The sequence below is a fragment of the Chlorogloeopsis fritschii PCC 6912 genome, from assembly GCF_000317285.1.
GTDB classification, from domain to species: domain Bacteria; phylum Cyanobacteriota; class Cyanobacteriia; order Cyanobacteriales; family Nostocaceae; genus Chlorogloeopsis; species Chlorogloeopsis fritschii.
Window position 1 is genome coordinate 166,544 of sequence record NZ_AJLN01000047.1, and the last position, 18,768, is coordinate 185,311.

At 41.1% G+C, this 18,768-nt stretch carries 21 protein-coding genes; 11 read left to right on the forward strand and 10 right to left on the reverse strand.

Annotated elements, in window-relative coordinates; genetic code table 11:
* Positions 1-48: 48 nt before the first annotated feature.
* Both UYC_RS0105975 and UYC_RS0105980 read right to left on the reverse strand, forming a co-directional pair.
* Positions 49-480 carry a response regulator gene (locus tag UYC_RS0105975; protein WP_016873740.1) on the reverse strand — a complete coding sequence of 144 codons (432 nt, stop codon included), beginning with the start codon at positions 478-480 and terminating at the stop codon, positions 49-51.
* A 281-nt stretch (positions 481-761) separates the two neighbouring features.
* Positions 762-2,444, reverse strand: a complete 1,683-nt coding sequence (locus UYC_RS0105980) for a PAS domain-containing sensor histidine kinase (protein WP_016873741.1) — start codon at positions 2,442-2,444, stop codon at positions 762-764.
* 500 nt (positions 2,445-2,944) lie between these two features.
* Between UYC_RS0105980 and UYC_RS0105985 the strand changes: the two genes are divergently transcribed.
* Positions 2,945-3,664, forward strand: coding sequence for a response regulator (locus UYC_RS0105985; protein ID WP_016873742.1), 720 nt, complete (start codon positions 2,945-2,947; stop codon positions 3,662-3,664).
* 640 nt (positions 3,665-4,304) lie between these two features.
* Positions 4,305-4,577, forward strand: a complete 273-nt coding sequence (locus UYC_RS0105990) for a GlsB/YeaQ/YmgE family stress response membrane protein (protein WP_016873743.1) — start codon at positions 4,305-4,307, stop codon at positions 4,575-4,577.
* A gap of 138 nt (positions 4,578-4,715) precedes the next feature.
* On the opposite strand, the gene UYC_RS0105995 is transcribed toward UYC_RS0105990, so the two are convergent.
* Positions 4,716-4,898, reverse strand: coding sequence for a CsbD family protein (locus UYC_RS0105995; protein ID WP_016873744.1), 183 nt, complete (start codon positions 4,896-4,898; stop codon positions 4,716-4,718).
* A 410-nt stretch (positions 4,899-5,308) separates the two neighbouring features.
* On the opposite strand from UYC_RS0105995, the gene UYC_RS0106000 reads away from it, so the two are divergent.
* Both UYC_RS0106000 and UYC_RS0106005 read left to right on the forward strand, forming a co-directional pair.
* Complete coding sequence (locus tag UYC_RS0106000) at positions 5,309-6,196, forward strand: TIGR02587 family membrane protein (RefSeq protein ID WP_026087388.1); 888 nt, start codon at positions 5,309-5,311, stop codon at positions 6,194-6,196.
* Positions 6,193-6,606 carry a TIGR02588 family protein gene (locus tag UYC_RS0106005; protein WP_016873746.1) on the forward strand — a complete coding sequence of 138 codons (414 nt, stop codon included), beginning with the start codon at positions 6,193-6,195 and terminating at the stop codon, positions 6,604-6,606. The genes UYC_RS0106000 and UYC_RS0106005 overlap by 4 nt, the downstream gene beginning before the upstream one ends.
* 99 nt (positions 6,607-6,705) lie before the next feature.
* On the opposite strand, the gene UYC_RS0106010 is transcribed toward UYC_RS0106005, so the two are convergent.
* From UYC_RS0106010 to UYC_RS0106020, 3 genes are all read right to left on the reverse strand, one after another.
* Positions 6,706-7,473 (reverse strand): ChaB family protein, encoded by a 768-nt coding sequence (locus tag UYC_RS0106010; RefSeq protein ID WP_016873747.1) that lies wholly within the window; start codon positions 7,471-7,473, stop codon positions 6,706-6,708.
* Between the two features lie 134 nt (positions 7,474-7,607).
* Positions 7,608-8,147, reverse strand: coding sequence for a Dps family protein (locus UYC_RS0106015; RefSeq protein ID WP_016873748.1), 540 nt, complete (start codon positions 8,145-8,147; stop codon positions 7,608-7,610).
* A gap of 378 nt (positions 8,148-8,525) precedes the next feature.
* Complete coding sequence (locus UYC_RS0106020; protein WP_016873749.1) at positions 8,526-8,891, reverse strand: hypothetical protein; 366 nt, start codon at positions 8,889-8,891, stop codon at positions 8,526-8,528.
* Between the two features lie 518 nt (positions 8,892-9,409).
* Here UYC_RS0106020 and UYC_RS0106025 point away from each other — a divergent pair.
* The 3 genes from UYC_RS0106025 to UYC_RS37580 all read left to right on the forward strand — a co-directional run bounded on the left by UYC_RS0106025 (position 9,410) and on the right by UYC_RS37580 (position 11,744).
* On the forward strand, positions 9,410-10,459 hold the full coding sequence (locus UYC_RS0106025) for a glutathione S-transferase family protein (RefSeq protein ID WP_016873750.1): 1,050 nt from the start codon (positions 9,410-9,412) through the stop codon (positions 10,457-10,459).
* A 441-nt stretch (positions 10,460-10,900) separates the two neighbouring features.
* The gene (locus tag UYC_RS0106030; RefSeq protein ID WP_016873751.1) at positions 10,901-11,488 is read left to right on the forward strand and encodes a DUF2087 domain-containing protein; all 588 of its coding nucleotides are present in this window, start codon (positions 10,901-10,903) and stop codon (positions 11,486-11,488) included.
* A gap of 94 nt (positions 11,489-11,582) precedes the next feature.
* Complete coding sequence (locus UYC_RS37580; RefSeq protein ID WP_157171219.1) at positions 11,583-11,744, forward strand: hypothetical protein; 162 nt, start codon at positions 11,583-11,585, stop codon at positions 11,742-11,744.
* Between the two features lie 155 nt (positions 11,745-11,899).
* Here UYC_RS37580 and UYC_RS0106035 read toward each other — a convergent pair whose 3' ends face one another.
* Positions 11,900-12,679, reverse strand: a complete 780-nt coding sequence (locus tag UYC_RS0106035; protein ID WP_016873752.1) for an ABC transporter ATP-binding protein — start codon at positions 12,677-12,679, stop codon at positions 11,900-11,902.
* On the reverse strand, positions 12,669-13,808 hold the full coding sequence (locus UYC_RS0106040; RefSeq protein ID WP_016873753.1) for a branched-chain amino acid ABC transporter permease: 1,140 nt from the start codon (positions 13,806-13,808) through the stop codon (positions 12,669-12,671). Before UYC_RS0106040 ends, UYC_RS0106035 begins: the two co-directional genes overlap by 11 nt.
* 184 nt (positions 13,809-13,992) lie before the next feature.
* On the opposite strand from UYC_RS0106040, the gene UYC_RS0106045 reads away from it, so the two are divergent.
* The 4 genes from UYC_RS0106045 (at position 13,993) to UYC_RS0106060 (ending at position 16,753) form a co-directional block, all read left to right on the forward strand.
* Positions 13,993-14,193 (forward strand): hypothetical protein, encoded by a 201-nt coding sequence (locus UYC_RS0106045; protein ID WP_016873754.1) that lies wholly within the window; start codon positions 13,993-13,995, stop codon positions 14,191-14,193.
* A gap of 42 nt (positions 14,194-14,235) precedes the next feature.
* Positions 14,236-14,487, forward strand: a complete 252-nt coding sequence (locus UYC_RS0106050; protein WP_016873755.1) for a hypothetical protein — start codon at positions 14,236-14,238, stop codon at positions 14,485-14,487.
* 103 nt (positions 14,488-14,590) lie between these two features.
* A complete protein-coding gene (locus UYC_RS0106055) occupies positions 14,591-16,177 on the forward strand; it encodes a glucose-6-phosphate isomerase (RefSeq protein WP_026087390.1) in 1,587 nt (528 codons plus the stop codon).
* Positions 16,178-16,303: 126 nt separating this feature from the next.
* Positions 16,304-16,753, forward strand: coding sequence for a cupin domain-containing protein (locus tag UYC_RS0106060; RefSeq protein WP_026087391.1), 450 nt, complete (start codon positions 16,304-16,306; stop codon positions 16,751-16,753).
* 35 nt (positions 16,754-16,788) lie between these two features.
* Here UYC_RS0106060 and UYC_RS35350 read toward each other — a convergent pair whose 3' ends face one another.
* The gene (locus tag UYC_RS35350) at positions 16,789-17,571 is read right to left on the reverse strand and encodes an MlaE family lipid ABC transporter permease subunit (RefSeq protein ID WP_026087392.1); all 783 of its coding nucleotides are present in this window, start codon (positions 17,569-17,571) and stop codon (positions 16,789-16,791) included.
* 176 nt (positions 17,572-17,747) lie between these two features.
* Complete coding sequence (dusB, locus tag UYC_RS0106070) at positions 17,748-18,755, reverse strand: tRNA dihydrouridine synthase DusB (protein ID WP_026087393.1); 1,008 nt, start codon at positions 18,753-18,755, stop codon at positions 17,748-17,750.
* Between the last annotated feature and the right edge of the window lie 13 nt (positions 18,756-18,768).

Genomic DNA, 18,768 nt, shown 5'->3' on the forward strand with positions numbered 1-18,768 from the left:
TTAAATTATTGAGATATCATAATGTGGACACGAGTGACCAGAGTCTTACTAAGGCATTTCGCACAACATCCAATATTTATTCAGCGTTGCCATTAGTTCAATAAAATTTGCAAATGTCACAGGCTTAAGAATATAGCCAGCTACATTCAAATTGTAAGCTTCTACTCGGTCTTTATCCTGATTTGAAGTTGTCATTACCACCACAGGAGTTGGTTTCAGGTGGGGATCGGAGCGTAATTCTTGCAGAAATTCTATCCCACCCATTTTGGGCATATTTAAATCTAGCAGAACTAAACGTCGCTGTCCGGGCACTTGAGGAGGTTTTCCTTCACTGCCCCGCAGCATCGTTAGTGCTTCTATCCCATTGGTAGCAATGTAAAGCGGATTTGTAATATTAACCTTCTTGAATGCCCGTCTGACATTCATTACATCGACTTCATCATCCTCCACAAGTAGTATATTAATTACTTTTTCCAACATCACCTCAATCGGAGAAACCAGTTAATGTTTTGCAAATTCAGCTTATTGATTTAGAGTATCAGAATCAGCTTTACTGCTGACTACTAATAATTAATATTATTAAAAATTAGTAATTAGCTGAATTCAATTAAAGTGGCTGCTTGCATGAGCGCAAGAAGCTTAGAAAAGCAGTAAAAAAAAATACTGCACACCCAAGCTCAACCCAATTGTAAATTGGTAGGTTGGTAAACGTCCTCAGTCATTGGTCAGAGTTAGATCGTAAAGGTAAACTAATTACCAACTTAGGCATATAATTCCCTGGGTTGCTTAGGCCAAGTAAAGCGGAAAGTACAACCCATTCCTTGTTGAGATTCTAAGGCGATCGCGCCTGTTTCGGTTTCCACGATTTTCTTGACAATTGCCAAACCTACTCCCGTGCTTTCTTTTTGATCTCGTGCTTCTAGGGTTTGGAAAATCAAAAATACCTTTTCTTGATACTCTAAAGCAATACCAGGGCCATCGTCTACAACCGCAAATTCATAGTAATCTCCCCGATCTTGCACGGAAATTTTCACATGACCATCAGGGCGGGTATGATGCTTTATGGCATTCGCGATTAAATTCGCAAACACCTGTTGTAAGGGTAATTTCTTCGTTACGAAAATTGGCATTCCCGGTTCCACTTCAATAGTAAAAGTAGGTGGCGGTGCTACCAAATCAATTACCTCTTGTAGTAATTCGCCTACATCTACTACAGACACTGGAGTTTGGATACGCCCAATTCTGGAATACTCCAACAAGCCATTAATTAAAGCCTCCATGCGGTGCACTCGCCCCCGTAACAAGTGCATCTGGTGCTGGTTTTCTTCTGGTAGCTTGCCTTGTAAATCTTCTTCAATCCATTCTGAGAGATTAGCGATCGCTCGTAAAGGTGCCTTTAAATCGTGGGAAGCAACATAAGCAAACTGATCGAGTTCATCATTGCGTTTTTTGAGCAGAGTTGTTGTTTTTGCCAAAATCGCATTGGTGCGCGTTAGTTCTTCTGCCCGTTGTTTGAGAGTTATGGTTGCTTGTTTGAAATCACTCACATCAATACACGAGCCAAGATACCCGGCAAAACTGCCATCGGCATTCCACCTGGGAGTGCCTGTATCCAAAACCCAACGATACTCTCCATCAAAACGTCTCAGGCGATATTCCATTTTGAAAGGTTGCCTAGCATCAAAAGCACTAATGTAAGTTTTTAAGCAACGCTCTAAATCGTCGGGATGCACCCCTTGTGCCCAACCATTACTCAATTCTTGTGCCATGGAGCGGCCAGTAAATTCCAGCCATCCTTTATTAAAATAATCACATAGCTTATCAGTACCTGACATCCAAATCATAACTGGGGCGGTGTCTGCCATGATTTGGAAACGTTCTTCAGTTTCTTGTAATACTTTTTTGATATCTTGGCAGTTATTAATCTCTGTTAAATTTTCGTATAGGAGTGTGCGCTCGGCTACACATTGCTCCAGTTGAGTTTTGAGCTTGTGGATTTCTGCTTCCGCACGTTTTTGATTGCTAAGATCTTGAGCTTCCCAAACCAAAGAAATTACCCGTTCCCTTTCATCTGTGATTGGTTTAATCGCAAAGTCAATGGTTGCAATTGCATTCCCCGCAGCCAAAACCTCGACTTCATGGCGACTCACTTCTTTTTTTGCCGCACGGGCGATCGCACAAGATAATAGTTCCTGAGTTTGGTTTGAAGTTGCCCAAATACCACATTCCCAAAATCGGTGATTAATTAGTTTGCTTTTATCCAGTCCACTAAAATCTAATACTGCCTGATTTACATCAATAACAGTGCCTTCTGGCTTAAGAAGTGCAAGCAATTGAAAGGATTGCTGAAATATGGCATTAAAGTATCGCTTACTCTCAATCAAGCTTGCTTCCTCTTGCTCTAATTTTTTCATGCCAGTAGCAGATTTAGAGTTTTGAACCATAATCTGTTTTTTAAATTTTTATTATTGTTTTTATTGTCACAGATATCCTCACAATCATGGTTCGGTTTGTATGCTCAATCTGAACTGGCAATGGTTAATTAGCAATTTGAATCAAACTAGGAAAAAATTTTTCGCTTTCTTCTGTTCGCACATAAGTTAGGATATTTAAGCTATGTTTGCTTATATTAAGCAAACTTAAAACTTTAAGCTTGAAAGTATCTGGAAACTGGTGAAGGTTAAATTAGCAGGTGCTGTGAATTAAATACTTACGGTCGCAAGCACTAGTTAAATTATTATTTCATAACTCTTTGCTGGCTCGCTATATATCATTGGCTAGATTTTTTGTTCTGTAGTCTTGCTAATTGAGAACAAAATGAGTACTTCTATCGGTGGATGCAATTTTATTGAAAAATCATCTATCTTTAGTTTTGGAAAATAAAAAAATAAATAGTAAAATGTCGGCCTGCGACAGATGCAATGAGTAGAGAGTAAGGATACCAATGAGCGAAATTAGTATTGTTCTAATTGAAGATCACGATCTGACCAGAATGGGGCTAAAAGCTGCATTACAGACAGATAGCACAGTTCGAGTTGTTGGTGAAGCCGCAAATGCTACTAAAGGGCTAAAACTCTTGGAAACTGCGAAGCCAGATGTAGCTGTTGTGGATATTGGATTGCCTGACATGGATGGGATTGAACTCACCCGTAAGTTTAGGCAATGGCAGGCCGAAACGGGAGATTCAACAACAAAGATTCTCATTCTCACGATGGAACATTCAGAGGATGCTGTGCTTGCTGCCTTTGCAGCAGGAGCAGACTCCTACTATATGAAGGACACGAGTATTGATAGGTTAACCGAAGCAATTCAAGCAACTTACGAAGGAAACTCTTGGATCGATCCAGCGATCGCCAATGTCGTCTTGCTCCAAATGCGTAAAGCTTTACCAGAAGGACAAGCCGCCGAGAAAAGCAAGACTGTAAAAATTGATGCCCTGGCACCTGAGTACGAGCAAGTTTTGGAAACCTATCCTCTGACTCAAAGAGAACTGGAGATTCTTGAGTTGATCGTGGCTGGATGTAGTAATGGACAAATTGCAGAGAAACTGTACATTACAGTTGGAACGGTAAAAACTCACGTTCGCAATATTCTCAATAAACTCTGTGCCGATGATCGTACCCAAGCAGCTGTGCGCGCCTTGCGTTCAGGGTTAGTAGCATAAATCATAAATGATTTATAGCTAATAGAAAATGGTTAGCAGTTAGCGATTGATAGAAAAATCAACAACCGATAACCAAGAACCCAAAAGAGCGTATGATTCAGTCAATCTTTTTTGTACTTACTCTCACCTAACAAGTCTGTTATCTGTAATGCGATTCATTGTATAGTTATCGCTCAAGGTTACAGTAAATTACGAACCCTCCAATCTCACTTCATCAACGGTTGGAGGGATTGTAATACAATGTGCATCTGTCGCAATCTTTTTTCAAATTGGTATAAATTCTAAATTTAGAGTAACGATATCGAGGGTCAACAAATAGAATTGCTTCATTCTATGGATTGCTGATATTTGGTGATATTGAACACACATGAAATATATCTCCACCGTATATTTAACCTTTAATAATTAAAGACAGTAGTGAAAAAAGTATTAATAGTAACTCTAATTTATTAATAATTAAGATAAGATTGTCTGTAAGCCAAAAACTTTAGTCTAAGTAATTATATTTAAATCAATATTGATAATAATTACTTCTTGCGATAGAACAGTGACTTGACTTGAGGTAGAAGAAAAGAAAAACTGTAATTGATATCTTAATTTAGAAGTAGAATAACAGTAGGAAAAGACCAAGGAGCTAATTATGAATATTATTGCTTGGATAATACTCGGTCTTCTTGCAGGAGCTATTGCTAAGGCTATTTATCCTGGTCGTCAGGGTGGTGGAATTCTGGCAACCATGATTTTAGGTATCATCGGTGCATTTATCGGTGGAAGTATAGTTTCTTTAATCAACACGGGAACACTACAATTAACTGCAAGCACTCTTAGTATTCCTGGCTTGATTGTTGCCATCATTGGCGCAATAATTGCTATTTTTATCTGGGGTTTGATTACTCGACGCAGCACAGTTTAAACGAATGCTAGGAGAAATCATGGTTAGAGCCGATTTACAAGGAGCTAACCTTTTCTTGTTTTTCACCATCAATAGAAAACTCCACTGTTTTAAATTCAGTGGAGTTTTTAAGTAATGTCAGTAGTTAAAAAGATAGAATTAATCTAATGATTTCTTAACATCGTCCTTGATATTCTCAACAGTATGGCGAAGTTGGGCTTCTGCTTGTTTTGCTTGACCTTCTGCTTGGTCTTTAGGATTGCCAGTTACATCACCAATTACTTCCTGAACTTTGCCTTCAATATTTTTAGCAGTTGCTTCTACTCTCTTTTCTAAACTCATTATTTTTCCTCCTAAAATACACGCATAATTGATTTGTACAAAAATAAAATATTACTAATTAGCTAGAAGTTGCACCTATCAACAGATAGAAATTACTTCTTAGTAGGGCATAACTAAAGACAGATTTTAGTGGCAGAAAACGCCAAAAAATGTGTAAATAATATATGGTATACAAATCAAATAAAATTTAGTTTATAAAGTTAATAAGCAGCTAAAAACCTCCTATAAATATGTATTTTTTAGTTTAACTAGGCTTAGTAAGAAAATTATTAATTTGAAAAAACACAGCATTTAGAAGAAAAATTGGATTTAGCTAACGTTGACTGCCGATAAGGTATGCTGAACGCATAGTGGAGCATCAAATTTGCCCACACACTTATATCAAAGCAAATCTTCGTGGTCAGAAAACTATGGGTGTGAAAAGCAAGCGTCGGAAAAATGTGTGGGCAAGCGAGATGAACGATATTATTCGAGGTGCTTGTGGTGGTTTTTTATTTGGCATCCCCTTACTTTACACAATGGAGGTATGGTGGATTGGATCGCTTGCAAAACCATCAATATTAATGTTTGCGATCGCACTCACATTTATTATTGTTTTCTTGCTCAACCGAACGGAAGGCTTTCGCAGACGCAGACATGGCAGCCGCCCTTATGAAGCGATAACAGATACAGTAGAAGCTATGGCAATTGGAATAGCTTGCTCTGCATTTATACTGCTGCTACTGCAAGAACTAACTCCTCAAACCTCACTTAAAGAAATGCTTGGTAAAATCACATTTGAGAGCGTGCCATTTACATTTGGTGTAGCCTTAGCCAACCAATTTTTGGGAGATACTCGTAATGGAAATACAGAAGGACAAAAAAGCCGTCAGGCAAACAAAAAAAACAACAACTCAAATTTACACGCAACCTTTGCTGATATTGGTGCAACAGTCATAGGTGCAATTGTAATAGCATTTAACATTGCCCCTACAGATGAAATTCCGATGTTAGCAGCAGCTGTTTCGCCTCCTTGGCTTTTAGCTACTATGACTGCATCTATACTCATTTCCTATGCTATTGTCTTTGAAGCGGGCTTTTCAGATCAACAAAAACGCAGGCAGCAACAAGGAATTTTCCAAAGACCTATTAGTGAGACGGTAGCATCCTATTTAGTATCTCTATTGGCGGCAGCATTAATGTTGTGGTTCTTTCAAAAATTAACTCTGAGCGATCCTTGGACAATGTGGTTAAATCACACATTGCTATTAGGACTACCTGCAACTATCGGCGGTGCAGCTGGAAGGTTGGCAGTATGAATACTGAAATAACCGATACTGAAACACCACAACCAAAGCGTTCTGCGGCTGAATGGGTTACTTTTGGTGCTGCCTCATTTATCCTTGCTATAGTAGTCGGCTTAGTAGGGTATGTTTGGTTAAACGAAAACGATAAACCTCCGATTCTCTCTGTTAGCAACAAACAAACTATCCGGGAAGTGGATGGAAAATATTACGTTCCTTTTGAAGTCACCAATACAGGCGGGGGCACAGCTGAATCAGTTCAGATTATGGCTGAGTTGAAGATAGGGGAAAAAGTCACTGAAACAGGAGATTTACAGATTGACTTTTTATCCAGTGGCGAAAGGGAAGAAGGGGCATTTGTATTCACTCAAAATCCGCGCCAAGGTCAGTTAATAATTAGAGTCGCCAGTTATAAATTACCCTAACGACTCATTGTGCACTGCATATTCTTTTGTAAAGACCATTACTTGTCCTTAGTCATTAGTTATTGGTAAAACCCATGACTAATGACTAGTGACTAATGGCTATGCACTCACCTTAGCCTTAGACCAAACACCGTTTTCATCTTCATCAAATTTCTGATGAACGGCTTCCCAAGCTGCTTGTTCTGCCTGAGCTTGGTCGTTCGTTTGATCTAGGACGCTGTTATAGCGTTCAATAAATGTATTTTGGGCATCTGGTGAAAGATGAGAGCGCACCTCTGGAGACAAATCTTCTGCGCTATTGCAGCGCCCGGTACATGGACGAGGAAGTGTCTGCTCCAATGTGTGGATCTCTTCGCCACCAGCACCTTGCATCAAGTTTTGGAACTCTTCAGCCCGGTTGCTAGGAACTTCTGCCATTAGCAAGAACTCCCCGGCTTGCAGGCGAGTTTGATAAACAGCAGCCTTATCTTCTGGCATTCCCAGAGCTACTAATGCAGATACCAATCCTGCACCTGCACTACCAGCGATCGCTCCACTAGCAGCTCCTAATAGTACCGCACCGATCGGGCCTGCTGCTACAATCGAGCCAACAAAAGGAATGAACAATACGCCTACGCCTGTAAGCAAGCCAAATAAGGAGCCGAAGAAAGAACCAAAAAGTGCTCCTTGTCTCAAACCTCCCAAAATTACATCTCTTTTGGTAATAAAACCAGCAATTCGAGTTTGTGATTGGAAATTTTTGCCCATCACCGAAATATGATCTCTAGGCACACCCCGGTCTAACAATTGCCGAAGAACATTATCAACTTGGTTCTGCTCTTTAAAAACAGCTGATATAGTACGCTCTGCTTTATATTCTTCAGGCATTTAATACTCCTTAATTATTTCGTTTTTGTACACATTAGATTGAGGAATGAGCAGGTAGATGCAAATATGCGCTCAAACCTCAATCTCTAAAATCCAAACTCTGACTAATGGTGTAAAACCCTATCTGCTCTTGCTTAGACACCTACAGGAGTTTTCCTTTCAGTTGCTGGTTGAGAACCATCTGCTTCTAGAGCCTGCCCTTCAATAAAGGAGCGCAGCATCCAAGCCATCTCTTCATGCCCTTCCATCAGCCCAGTTAAGAAGTCAGCAGTTCCTTCGTCGTGGAACTCTTCAGAACACCGATCTATATGCTCGCGGAGATTGCGAATAACTTGCTCGTGATCGTCTACCAGTCGAGCCACCATTCCAGTTGCTGTGGGGACATCACCACCATGCTCCTTGATGGTGCCATTCTTCAAGAATCCTTCCATTGTGCCAATAGGATAACCACCCAAAGCACGAACCCGTTCAGCAATGGCATCAATATTTTCAGTCAGTTGTTGGTACTGTTCTTCCCAAATTTCATGCAAACTGCGGAACTGAGGCCCAACTACATCCCAGTGGTACTTTTTCGTTTTGACTACCAACAGATACGCATCTGACAAATCTTTATTCAACAGTTCAATTACACCATTACGTTGTTCTTCAGTTAAACCAATGTTGAGTGGACGCATTTGCTTTTCATCCCTAAGTTATTTTCTTTCTTCTCTAACTTCACAAAATCAACACAGAAAGAACATCAACCTCAAGAATGATTGTGTTTATGAAATTAATCTATGCGTTGTAAGATGTATTATTTAGTTTAAACTATTAGATTAATCTTTTAGTAATCTCTTAACTATTTTTAGTTTTTGATTTACAGTTGATATGCGCTATTTAAACTTAACGCTCTAAAAATTATTTAATGCTTAATAATAAATCAAGTACAGACATTTTGAAATTTACGAAATTCCAAAATGCCTGTTTTAATAATCAGGGTATATTAAGCAATAATTAATAAATTAACCCCAGCTTTAAAATCAATATACTGGGGTTAATTTTTCTAATGAGGCTTATTGATTACCTGTGACTTTTTTCAAGAAATTGCTAACTTCTTCTTCTACTGAAGTTGCTTGTTGAGAATTTTCTGGGCGATTCATTTTTTCAACATCAGCAGCACCTTGAACCTCGTTCAGTCCACCCCCACTTGTCCGCTTCTGAGTTTCTTCCAATCCCAAAGGTGGTTTGCTTGCTGATTCATCAGTTCTGCGCTGAGTTTCTAGCAATTGATCGGTAGCTTCTTGAGGATTGCTTTTGTAGCTCTCGATTGCAGCAGCAGGCAAAGCATTAGACAGTAACAGCAAAGCACAAGTGAATGCCAAAACTACAAAACGCATGGGACGTAAAATAGAACGTAATGAAGCAACGATTTTTTGCATTTAACTTCCTCCAAAAATGAAATTTTTGATTAACTCAATAAGAAAGTTTAGAAATAAAAGATGATTAGAGCAGTACTAAATTAATGCTAAATAGATTATCATTATGGTAATATTAGCATTAACATTCAACTAGTTGCTCGCTCATTTACTTTCTTGATTTCCGTCTGGTGATTTTGACTTTATAAAGTCAATCTAGGCTTATTATTTTTTTAATTTGAAAAGGTGAACGCGTGAATCGACCTGCGGGCTGAAGTTTTGTCTATTAATTCAAGAAAAATAATCTCTCTGTAGATAGATATTGTCTTCAAGGTTTTATTAGATAAACTACCTCTTTATTGACCTGAGCGATCGCAAAATTAAAACTTGTCTTACCATCTACTGCAAAGCCTAAATTAGAACTAAGCATCTCTATCTCATTTGAAGTCAGAAGGTAAGATTAGCTTCGGGAGCAGAGGAGAGCACACGGGCAATATCGCACAATAAAAGGCAGAATTAATAGAAGGAGTTGAGGAAGGCTTGTGCAGGACAAAGATTTGAAAAACCAGAAAACCAAAAACAAGAGTAAGTCACTGCCTTCTGGGTTGATTGTTCGTTCAGGGAAATTTGTCTGGACAACTCTTTGGCATATCATGATGTCGAGCCTTGCCCCCCGCAACAAGTCAGGAGAATACATCCGCCCCGCCAGTCAGTTCCGGAATTTTATCAGCACAGAAGCGGGCAACTTATACCAACCACAAGCAGGACGCTATCGCCTTTATGTTGGGTTAGGATGTCCTTGGGCGCACAGAACTCTAGTTGTGCGATCGCTCAAGGGACTTGAAGATGTCATTTCAGTTAGTATCGTGTCTCCTTCTCCCAACGAAGGCATCTGGGTTCTCAACCAAGAGGAAGAAGGCTGCCGCACTCTCCCCGAATTGTATAATTTGGCAGTACCTGGTTACAAAGGACGCGCTACCGTTCCCGTACTCTGGGATATGCAAAATAAAGCGATCGTGAACAACGAAAGCTCAGAAATTATCGTCATGTTAAACTCCCAGTTCAAAGAGTTTGCAACCAATCCCACACTTGATCTCTACCCAGAAGAATTGCGAGAGCAAATAGATAGTTGGAACGAAAAAATTTACCACACAGTGAATAACGGCGTCTATCGTTGCGGTTTTGCCCAAACTCAAGCAGCATACGACAAGGCTTGTAAGGAGTTGTTCGCCACTCTAGACGAAATTGATGCAGTACTAAAAACGAGTCGATATTTGTGCGCAGATAAAGTTACTTTAGCGGATGTGCGTCTGTTTACCACTCTATTCCGCTTTGATATAGTCTATTACGGACTATTTAAGTGCAATCGCCACAGAATTGTGGATTATCAGAATTTAGGGGCTTACTTGCGTGACTTATACCAGTTGCCGGGCGTTGCTAATACCTGCGATCTAGAAAGTGTGAAGCGAGACTACTACGGCAACCTTTTCCCACTTAATCCGGGTGGAATTATTCCATACGGCCCTGATATCACTAACCTTATGGAACCACATCACCGCGAAAGCATTGGTAAGAAAATGGCGGATAGTTAAAAATTTACAGGATGAAGAGAAATCTCAAACTATTTTAAATTTTTATTTGCTAATTAGGAAATACTAATCAGTATGTTCTTTACTTTGCTCGATAATCTAAAAGAACTCCCGAACTAACTATAGTTCTTCTATCTCTTGTGGAGATGGAAATTTATTTTTTAAAGCCATGTAGAGACTACTTTGCTCTACATTGGAAAATTTTTTCGCTTGTACTACAGACAAGCATCGCTTCAGTATGCCCGATTTTTGCTTGCTCAATGATAATACATAGCGAAATGTAAAAAACTAGTTAAGAAATCTAAAGTTGCTTATAAAAACGTAACAAAATCAACGTACAAACAAAATTCACCTACACCGCAATGATGCAGTGTGGGAGAGGATTAAACAACTAGTTTGGCAGCAACCTAATTAGATAAAAATCTAATTAGATTATAACGGTTTATGAAGACGGAACAATTTCAGATCTTGCTACGTTTTTTGAAAGCTTTAGCGGATGAGAGCCGATTAAAAATTTTGAGTATTCTGGCTAATCAAGAGTGCAGTGTCGAAGAATTGGCAGTATTACTGCAGCTAAAAGAGCCGACAGTATCCCATCATTTAGCAAGGCTAAAAGAAGTACATTTAGTAACTATGCGTCCTGAAGGTAATACTCGCCTGTACCAATTAGATAGCGGCACTTTGCAAAGCGTCAGCCAAGACATTTTAACGCCAGATAACATAGCCTCTTGGGTTGAGGATGTAGACATAGAAGCATGGGAAAGCAAGATACTCCAAACTTACATAGAGGGAGAACGTCTCAAAGAAATTCCTACTAGCCGCAAAAAACGCTTAGTAATTCTGAATTGGTTAGCAAATAAATTTGAAGTGGGGGTTAGGTATCCAGAACGTATGATTGATAATATTCTTAAGCGCTACCATCATGATTTTGTCAATCTCAAGCGGGAGTTAATTGACAACCAGTTGATGCGACGAGAAAACGAGCTTTATTGGCGTTCTACGCCAGAAAAAGGGGTTAGTGGTAGTGGTTAGTAGGGGAGCCAGTGCGGTGGTGAGGCAGCGCGCCCTTGCGGCTACCCTCCGGGAAGCCGCTAGCTAACGCAACGCCTGACGGCGAACGCGTCTAGTGCCGACTTGTAGGCGCGAAGCGACTTCCGAAGGTAGCGACTGGCGTCAACTGGCGTCAACTGGCGTGCGGGTTTTGTTGATGAGCTTTGGGTTAAAACTGATAATTTATCTTCTAAACCCACCCGTACAGTGGTTAGTGGTTAGTGGTTTATCTAAATAGAATACCCTGCGGGAAGCCGTACCTACTTCTATCCGCTCCACGTCTACCGCGTCTACAGAAGCCGTGACGACAGTCGCCAGAATATTCTGTATTCTTCTTCAATACTCTCCTTGTCCCCCACTCCCCCTACTCCCCTGCCCCCTGCCCCCTGACTGCTATTGTCCCAAATAAGCCTCTAAAACTTTGGCATTGCATTGAATTTCCTCTGGTGTACCATTAGCCAAATTTTTACCTTCGGCAAGTACCCAAACGCGATCGCACAGCGACATAATCACATCCATGTTGTGTTCAATAATCAGAAAAGTCATGCCTGCCTTATTCCAATTGACAATGCGATCGCAAATCTCATCAATTAATCTGGGATTGACGCCCGCAGCAGGTTCATCCAATAAAATTAACTTGGGGTTAGTCATTAACGCCCTGCCGATTTCCAAGAGCTTGCGTTGTCCGCCAGACAAACCACCAGCGTAATCATAGGCTTTGTGTGCCAAACCCACCGATTCTAAAATCAACATTGCCTGTTCTCGGTGTTGTTTTTCTTCTTTGGCAACCACATGAGGTTGGAGTTGCACTTGCCAAAAGTTTTCGCCAGTTTGTTTTTGCGCTGCCAGCATCAGATTTTCTAGTACCGATAACCGTGAAAGCGCGCGGGCAACTTGAAATGTACGTACTAGCCCTTGCTGGGCGATTTGATGGGGCTGCAAATGCTGAATTGGTTCGCCGTCAAAAATCACTCGTCCTTTATCGGGACGGATAAAATTAGACAATAAGTTAAATAAAGTCGTTTTACCAGCACCGTTAGGGCCGATCAAACCAGTTATACTGCTAGCTGGCACCTGAATTTCAGCGTCTTGTACCGCTTTAATACCGCCAAAGCTTTTGCAAAGTCCACTTGCAGCTAGTAAAGGAAATTGGGATGAGTCGTTATTTACCAAGGGTAAGCTCCTCCTTTTTGCCTAAGATACCTTGAGGACGCCAAATCATCAGTACCATCAAGATGAGTCCTATTACCATGATGCGAAATGCACCCAACTGATCGGAGGAAAGGTTGGTAAAAATTCTCGGTAAGAATTCACGAGTCAGGGTGTCGTAAGCAAAGTAAATTACTGCACCAAGGATGGTACCGATATTATTACCAGAACCTCCCAAGATCACCATAATCCAAGCATCAAATGTTAGTTGCGGTTGAAAATTATCAGGGTAGATAGCGCTGAGTTGCCATGCAAACAAAGCACCAGCGATCCCAGCGATCGCACCACCCAACATAAAAGATTGCAATTTGTACCAAAAAACATTTTTACCCAGCGCTTTGGGAACCTCTTCATCTTCGCGAATAGCTTTAAGCACTCGTCCCCAAGGCGATCGCACCAACACTTCCAATCGCCAAAACACGATTGCTAATACCAACAGCGACAATAGCATCAAACCTGCTTTTGGATCGTAATCATACAGGGCAATAACTCCTGAAATATAAATTACTGCTGACAATAGCCCTAGTAAACCTCCTACTATCAGACGCAAGATAAATTCTGGCTTTTTACCTACTCGTTTGGGTGAATCAACTCCCAGTGATGCACTTGTGGGACGAATCCAACGCCACAGCCAATAAAAAGTTACGCCAGCAAGCAAAGTCAACAACCCGATCATTACTAATTTGAGGAAAAAATTAGGTTGTAAAGTGGCTAGTGGTATGGGATAGCTTTGTATACCAAACGCTCCAGATATCCAAGTATCACCCACGGGTAAATCTTGGTTATTGACTATCAAACGAATTAGTTCTCCAACGCCGATAGTGACAATTGCCAAGTAATCTTCGCGCAAGCGTAAAGTTGCAAAACCAATTAACAAGCCCAATAAAGCTGCTACAACTGCACCAATTGCCGCTGATATCAATAAGGGAACACCTTTTAAACTTAACAATACTGCTGTATACGCTCCTAAAGTTAGGAATACCACATGACCGAAGTTAATTAAGCCTGTAAAACCCCATTGTAAATTCAGTCCCAAAGCAAACAAAGCAAAAATTGATGTAGAAATTGCTAAAAAAACAAGATATTGAATCATAGGAATTTAGTCATTAGTCATTAGTCATTAGTCATCGGGGATCGGGGATTTGCTATTGGAGATTGGCTATTAAGATTTCTTTATTCCTAGTCCCTAGTTCCTAGTCCCTAATCCCTCATAACCGTTAATCACAGCTTATTTTATGGGAAAACTAAGTGTGGATTGTGTTTAGTGGATAATATTTATGAATTTGCTGCGACTGAGAATCCATCACTTAATTGAGCAGTTAGCCGATCAAGAACTAGATCTTGTTTGGAATACTATTTACAATTTACATTGTGATTTTTACATACTCGAAGCTATACAAGAAGTCAAGCGATCGCAGCAACCTTGGGATACCCTAACCCATGAAGAGGCTACTCAATTGTTAATTGCTAATAGCTAATAGTTACAATGAGCCATTAACCATTCACTATTGACTATACACATGGAAGTGCGTTATGCACGGTCTTTTTTAGTAGACCTCAAAAATTTAGAGTCAGCTGCCTATCAGCGGATTTATAACTTTGTTTTTTTTGAATTTATAGACAAGGGGCTACTGCATTACTTACCAGAAATGCGGCAAGTCGATAGTGATGGTATTTTTTACCGCTTAACATTGGATAATTACTTAATCGGCATCGAACAGAGAGGTGAAATTGTGAAATTTCTGCGAGTCATACCAATGCCAGATGTTTAGAGCGAGCAGTGAGTTAACACTAAAAACTGTATAACAGGGAAAGGTATGGCTCAAACGTTGGCTTAAACTTGTTTGTGAGAAGCACTTTACTTAAAATTTCCCTATGGACGCGACGGCACTTTGGCAACGATACCAGAAATGGCTATATTTCCATGAAGGATTAGGATTTTATCTGGACGTAAGCCGGATGCGGTTTGACGATGCCTTCGTGAAAGACTTGCAGCCAAAGTTTGAGAAGGCTTTTGCGGATATGGCGGAACTTGAGAAGGGAGCGATCGCCAACCCCGACGAAAACCGCATGGTTGGACATTACTGGCTGCGAAATCCCGATCTTGCTCCTACTCCAGAACTGACACAAGAAATTGTCAGCACAATCGAGCAAATTGAAGTATTTGCCGAAAAAATCCACACAGGCGCAATTCATCCGCCGAAAGCACCCCGCTTCACCGATATTATCTCCATTGGAATTGGCGGTTCTGCCCTCGGCCCGGAATTTGTTGCCCAAGCCCTCAGCCCAGACTTTCCACCCCTAGCGATCCACTTTATCGACAATACCGATCCCGCAGGTATTGATCGCATTTTGGCTCATGTACGCAATCGACTTGCTAGCACTCTGGTATTGGTAATCTCCAAATCAGGAGGCACACCAGAACCACGTAACGGCATGATTGAAGTCAAAAAAGCCTATGCTGGGCAAAACTTGAATTTTGCTAATTATGCGATCGCTATTACCATGCCCGGTAGTCATTTGGACGAAACTGCCAAATCCGAAAACTGGCTAGCAAGGTTTCCTATGTACGATTGGGTAGGTGGACGCACCTCGGAAATGTCTGCCGTGGGGCTTGTTCCAGCAGCATTACAGGGCATCAATATCCGTGAGATGCTTGAGGGTGCTAAAGAAATGGATGACGCCACCCGTATCCCCGATCTAAAAAACAACCCAGCAGCATTATTAGCTTTGTCTTGGTATTACGCTGGCAATGGGCGGGGCGAAAAAGACATGGTTGTCCTACCTTACAAAGACAGCTTACTCTTATTTAGCCGCTACTTGCAACAGCTGGTGATGGAATCTTTGGGTAAAGAAAAAGACTTAGACGGTAACGTTGTCCATCAAGGCATCGCCGTGTATGGCAATAAAGGCTCAACCGACCAACACGCTTACGTCCAGCAGTTACGTGAGGGTGTGGCAAACTTCTTTGTTACTTTCATTGAAGTTTTAGAAGACCGTAAGAGTCCATCCCCAGAAATCGAAGCGGGAATTACCTCAGGCGATTATCTTTCTGGCTTTCTGCAAGGAACCCGACAAGCACTTTACGAAAATCACCGCGATTCGATTACAGTTACGATTCCTCAAGTCAATTCTCGCACTGTCGGAGCGTTAATTGCTTTATACGATCGCGCTGTTGGTTTGTATGCCAGCTTAGTCAACATCAATGCTTACCACCAACCAGGAGTAGAAGCTGGCAAAAAAGCTGCCGCCGCCATTCTCGAATTGCAAAAACGAGTAGTGGAAGTCTTACAATCAGCAAAAACGCCTCTTTCTCTAGAAGAAATTGCTCAAAAATCTGGTTGTGCCGACCAAATTGAGTCAATTTACATGATTGTGCGTCATCTCCACGCCAATGGGCGCGGTGTAGTCTTACAAGGCAATCTTGGTCAACTCGATACTCTGAAAGTTGTGCTCAATTGATATATTGAGCATTGCATATCACATTTTGTAGCAATATTGTCGCAATCGTAACAACATTTTATACTTGAGCATCTTAAATTGAAGGTCAAGCCTCAATTTTTAGGATGCTCTTTTTAGGATCTTGTTATGAGTATGAGGGGAATTGAAATCCGCCAGTTGGAATCGATTAAAGGGGGAATGGTTGAGTTTTTCACTCCCCAAGCCAGTCATGAAACCATGTTGGTACAGATTCCCGCAGGAGCGATTGACGAATTATTTGTACACAAATCGCAAACCGATCAATTATTGGTAGTAAGAGGTCAGTTTGTACTTGTTACTCTAGTTAATAAAAAATATCAGTATATTGCTTTAAGCGATGATAACCCGGCTGTAGTCAAAATCCCGCCAGGAGTTATGCACGGAGCAATTAATTTTAGTGCTGAACCTTGTTTTGTAGTCAATGCTGTGTTGCGTCACAGAGCGACTCAACAAAAGGATTATATTCCTCATCGCCGACCATTTCCTTATGATTTGGCAGCAGCACAGACGGCTTTGAAGAAGTTGAAAATGACAAACCGCATAGAGATTTTCTACTAGGCACTTTGGTATATTTGTGGTTCTGCCTTCTATTTCTAGAAACTTGGATTTTCGTATAGCAACAAAGACAGGAAAAAATCAACTATAAAAATTGATACCCAAGTCGTGACAACTGCTGCTGTAGCTGATTCTCCTACCTGTTTTGCTCCACCAACAGTAGTTATTCCCCAGCTACAACCAATCACAGCAATCAACAAGCCAAAAATTAATCCCTTTAAAAAAACAATCAATACATCTGGTATTACTAAAAAATTTCTAACTGACTCTAAAAATACCTCTGGAAGTATTTGGTAAAACTGCCCAGCTGCAAAAACACCACCTGCAATACCTACTACTAAACCGATAATTGTCAAAATTGGCAACATTAAACTGCAAGCAATTACCCTTGGCAAGACTAAATAATCAATGGGATCGGTTTTGAGTATATGCAGTGCATCAATTTGTTCTGTCACGCGCATCTCACCAATTTCGGCAGCGAAGGCAGAACCGACTTGTCCTGCAATAATGCTAGCAGTCAAAATAGGTGCTAATTCCCGACAAAATGCCAAAGCAAAAGCACCTCCCACCGTACTGACTGCATCAAATCTAATTAACTCCCTCGCAGTTTGAATTGTAAAAATCATACCTGCAAAACCATTGACCAACAGTACAGGTAAGATAGAGGCTGGGCCGACTGCGATCGCATGTTCGAGAATTTGGCGGTGGCATGTCCTTCCCTGAAGTAAATGCAGCCATACCTGCCCGACAAGTAAGATAGTGATGCAAAAACGGATTATCCACGAGTGCTGGCAATGCCTAAACTCTTTTTGTGTTTTCAATTTTTATGCCACTTTCCACACAACATTAGTGTTTTAGCTTACTTTGCGAGTGAGGGCAATTAGACAGGTATAAGAGGGGATAGGGGACAGGGATAAAAGTCTTTTGATGTCTAAGTTTTATCATCTGTTGATGTCCAAAACACTTGGGCTGTTGCTATAAACTATTACTGGTACTTCTATTCATTTACCAACTGCTCAATCGCTCGATCAATTAAATCTATACCTTGCTGCACCGTTTCAATTAAACTCAACTGTCCCCGCAACTCTGCCGCACCAACAAAGCCTTTAGCGTACCAAGTCATGTGCTTGCGAGCTTGACGAATCCCGCGATCGCCTTTGTATTCCCACAGTGCCTGTAAGTGTTCTTTCGCACATTCTAAACACTGGATTGGCGTAGGTGGCGGCAGCTTTTCCCCTGTTTTGAGAAAATGGTCAATTTCACCCACCAAATACGGATAACCCAAAGTTCCACGAGAACACATCACACCATCAGCACCAGTTTGCTCCAAACACTGTACCGCCGCTTCCACCGAGAAAATATCGCCATTGGCAATCACCGGAATAGACAGCACTTCTTTGACACGGGCAATCCATTCCCAGCGAGCGTTACCATTGTAACCTTGGGCGCGGGTACGAGCGTGTACGGTAATCATCTGCGCTCCCGCATCTTGCATCCGTTTGGCAAAATCAAGTATAGTAATTTCCTCATCATCCCAACCAATTCGAGTTTTTACTGTTACAGGAACATCAACCGCATTTACCACTTCCCGTACAATTGCCTCAGCAATGTGCGGTTGCCGCAACAGTGAAGAACCGCCACCTTTTTTTGTAATTTTATTTACCGGGCAGCCCATATTAATATCAATTGTATCTGCGCCTTCTGCTACTGCTTTTTGTGCTGCTTCTGCCAAAAAATCGGGACGGCAGTCAAATAGCTGAATGCTAATTGGTCGTTCGTTAGAGTCTACCTCCATAATTTTCGGCATCTGCTTGAGGTGATGCAACTCTGTAGCGCTCACCATCTCTGTATACATCATTGACTCAGATGCATAGCGACGCACCAGACGACGAAAGACTAAGTCAGTCACCCCCGATAAAGGCGACTGCAAAACTCGACTATTCACCTCAAAATTGCCAATTTTTAGAGGTGATGAGAGTCTAGTTTTGAGAGTGGGAGAGAACATAATTGACAAGTAA

Excerpts from the sequence above, each read along its gene's own strand:
- UYC_RS0106045 (WP_016873754.1), top strand. The coding sequence starts at position 13,993 with ATGAATTTGCTGCGACTGAGAATCCATCACTTAATTGAGCAGTTAGCC.
- UYC_RS0105985 (WP_016873742.1), top strand. The coding sequence starts at position 2,945 with ATGAGCGAAATTAGTATTGTTCTAATTGAAGATCACGATCTGACCAGA.
- UYC_RS0106040 (WP_016873753.1), bottom strand. The coding sequence starts at position 13,808 with ATGATTCAATATCTTGTTTTTTTAGCAATTTCTACATCAATTTTTGCT.
- UYC_RS0105980 (WP_016873741.1), bottom strand. The coding sequence starts at position 2,444 with ATGGTTCAAAACTCTAAATCTGCTACTGGCATGAAAAAATTAGAGCAA.
- UYC_RS0106010 (WP_016873747.1), bottom strand. The coding sequence starts at position 7,473 with ATGCCTGAAGAATATAAAGCAGAGCGTACTATATCAGCTGTTTTTAAA.
- UYC_RS0106060 (WP_026087391.1), top strand. The coding sequence starts at position 16,304 with ATGAGTATGAGGGGAATTGAAATCCGCCAGTTGGAATCGATTAAAGGG.
- UYC_RS0106015 (WP_016873748.1), bottom strand. The coding sequence starts at position 8,147 with ATGCGTCCACTCAACATTGGTTTAACTGAAGAACAACGTAATGGTGTA.
- UYC_RS0106055 (WP_026087390.1), top strand. The coding sequence starts at position 14,591 with ATGGACGCGACGGCACTTTGGCAACGATACCAGAAATGGCTATATTTC.
- UYC_RS0106005 (WP_016873746.1), top strand. The coding sequence starts at position 6,193 with ATGAATACTGAAATAACCGATACTGAAACACCACAACCAAAGCGTTCT.
- UYC_RS0106000 (WP_026087388.1), top strand. The coding sequence starts at position 5,309 with ATGGGTGTGAAAAGCAAGCGTCGGAAAAATGTGTGGGCAAGCGAGATG.
- UYC_RS0105995 (WP_016873744.1), bottom strand. The coding sequence starts at position 4,898 with ATGAGTTTAGAAAAGAGAGTAGAAGCAACTGCTAAAAATATTGAAGGC.
- UYC_RS0105975 (WP_016873740.1), bottom strand. The coding sequence starts at position 480 with ATGTTGGAAAAAGTAATTAATATACTACTTGTGGAGGATGATGAAGTC.
- UYC_RS0106020 (WP_016873749.1), bottom strand. The coding sequence starts at position 8,891 with ATGCAAAAAATCGTTGCTTCATTACGTTCTATTTTACGTCCCATGCGT.
- dusB (WP_026087393.1), bottom strand. The coding sequence starts at position 18,755 with ATGTTCTCTCCCACTCTCAAAACTAGACTCTCATCACCTCTAAAAATT.
- UYC_RS0106030 (WP_016873751.1), top strand. The coding sequence starts at position 10,901 with ATGAAGACGGAACAATTTCAGATCTTGCTACGTTTTTTGAAAGCTTTA.
- UYC_RS0106050 (WP_016873755.1), top strand. The coding sequence starts at position 14,236 with ATGGAAGTGCGTTATGCACGGTCTTTTTTAGTAGACCTCAAAAATTTA.
- UYC_RS0105990 (WP_016873743.1), top strand. The coding sequence starts at position 4,305 with ATGAATATTATTGCTTGGATAATACTCGGTCTTCTTGCAGGAGCTATT.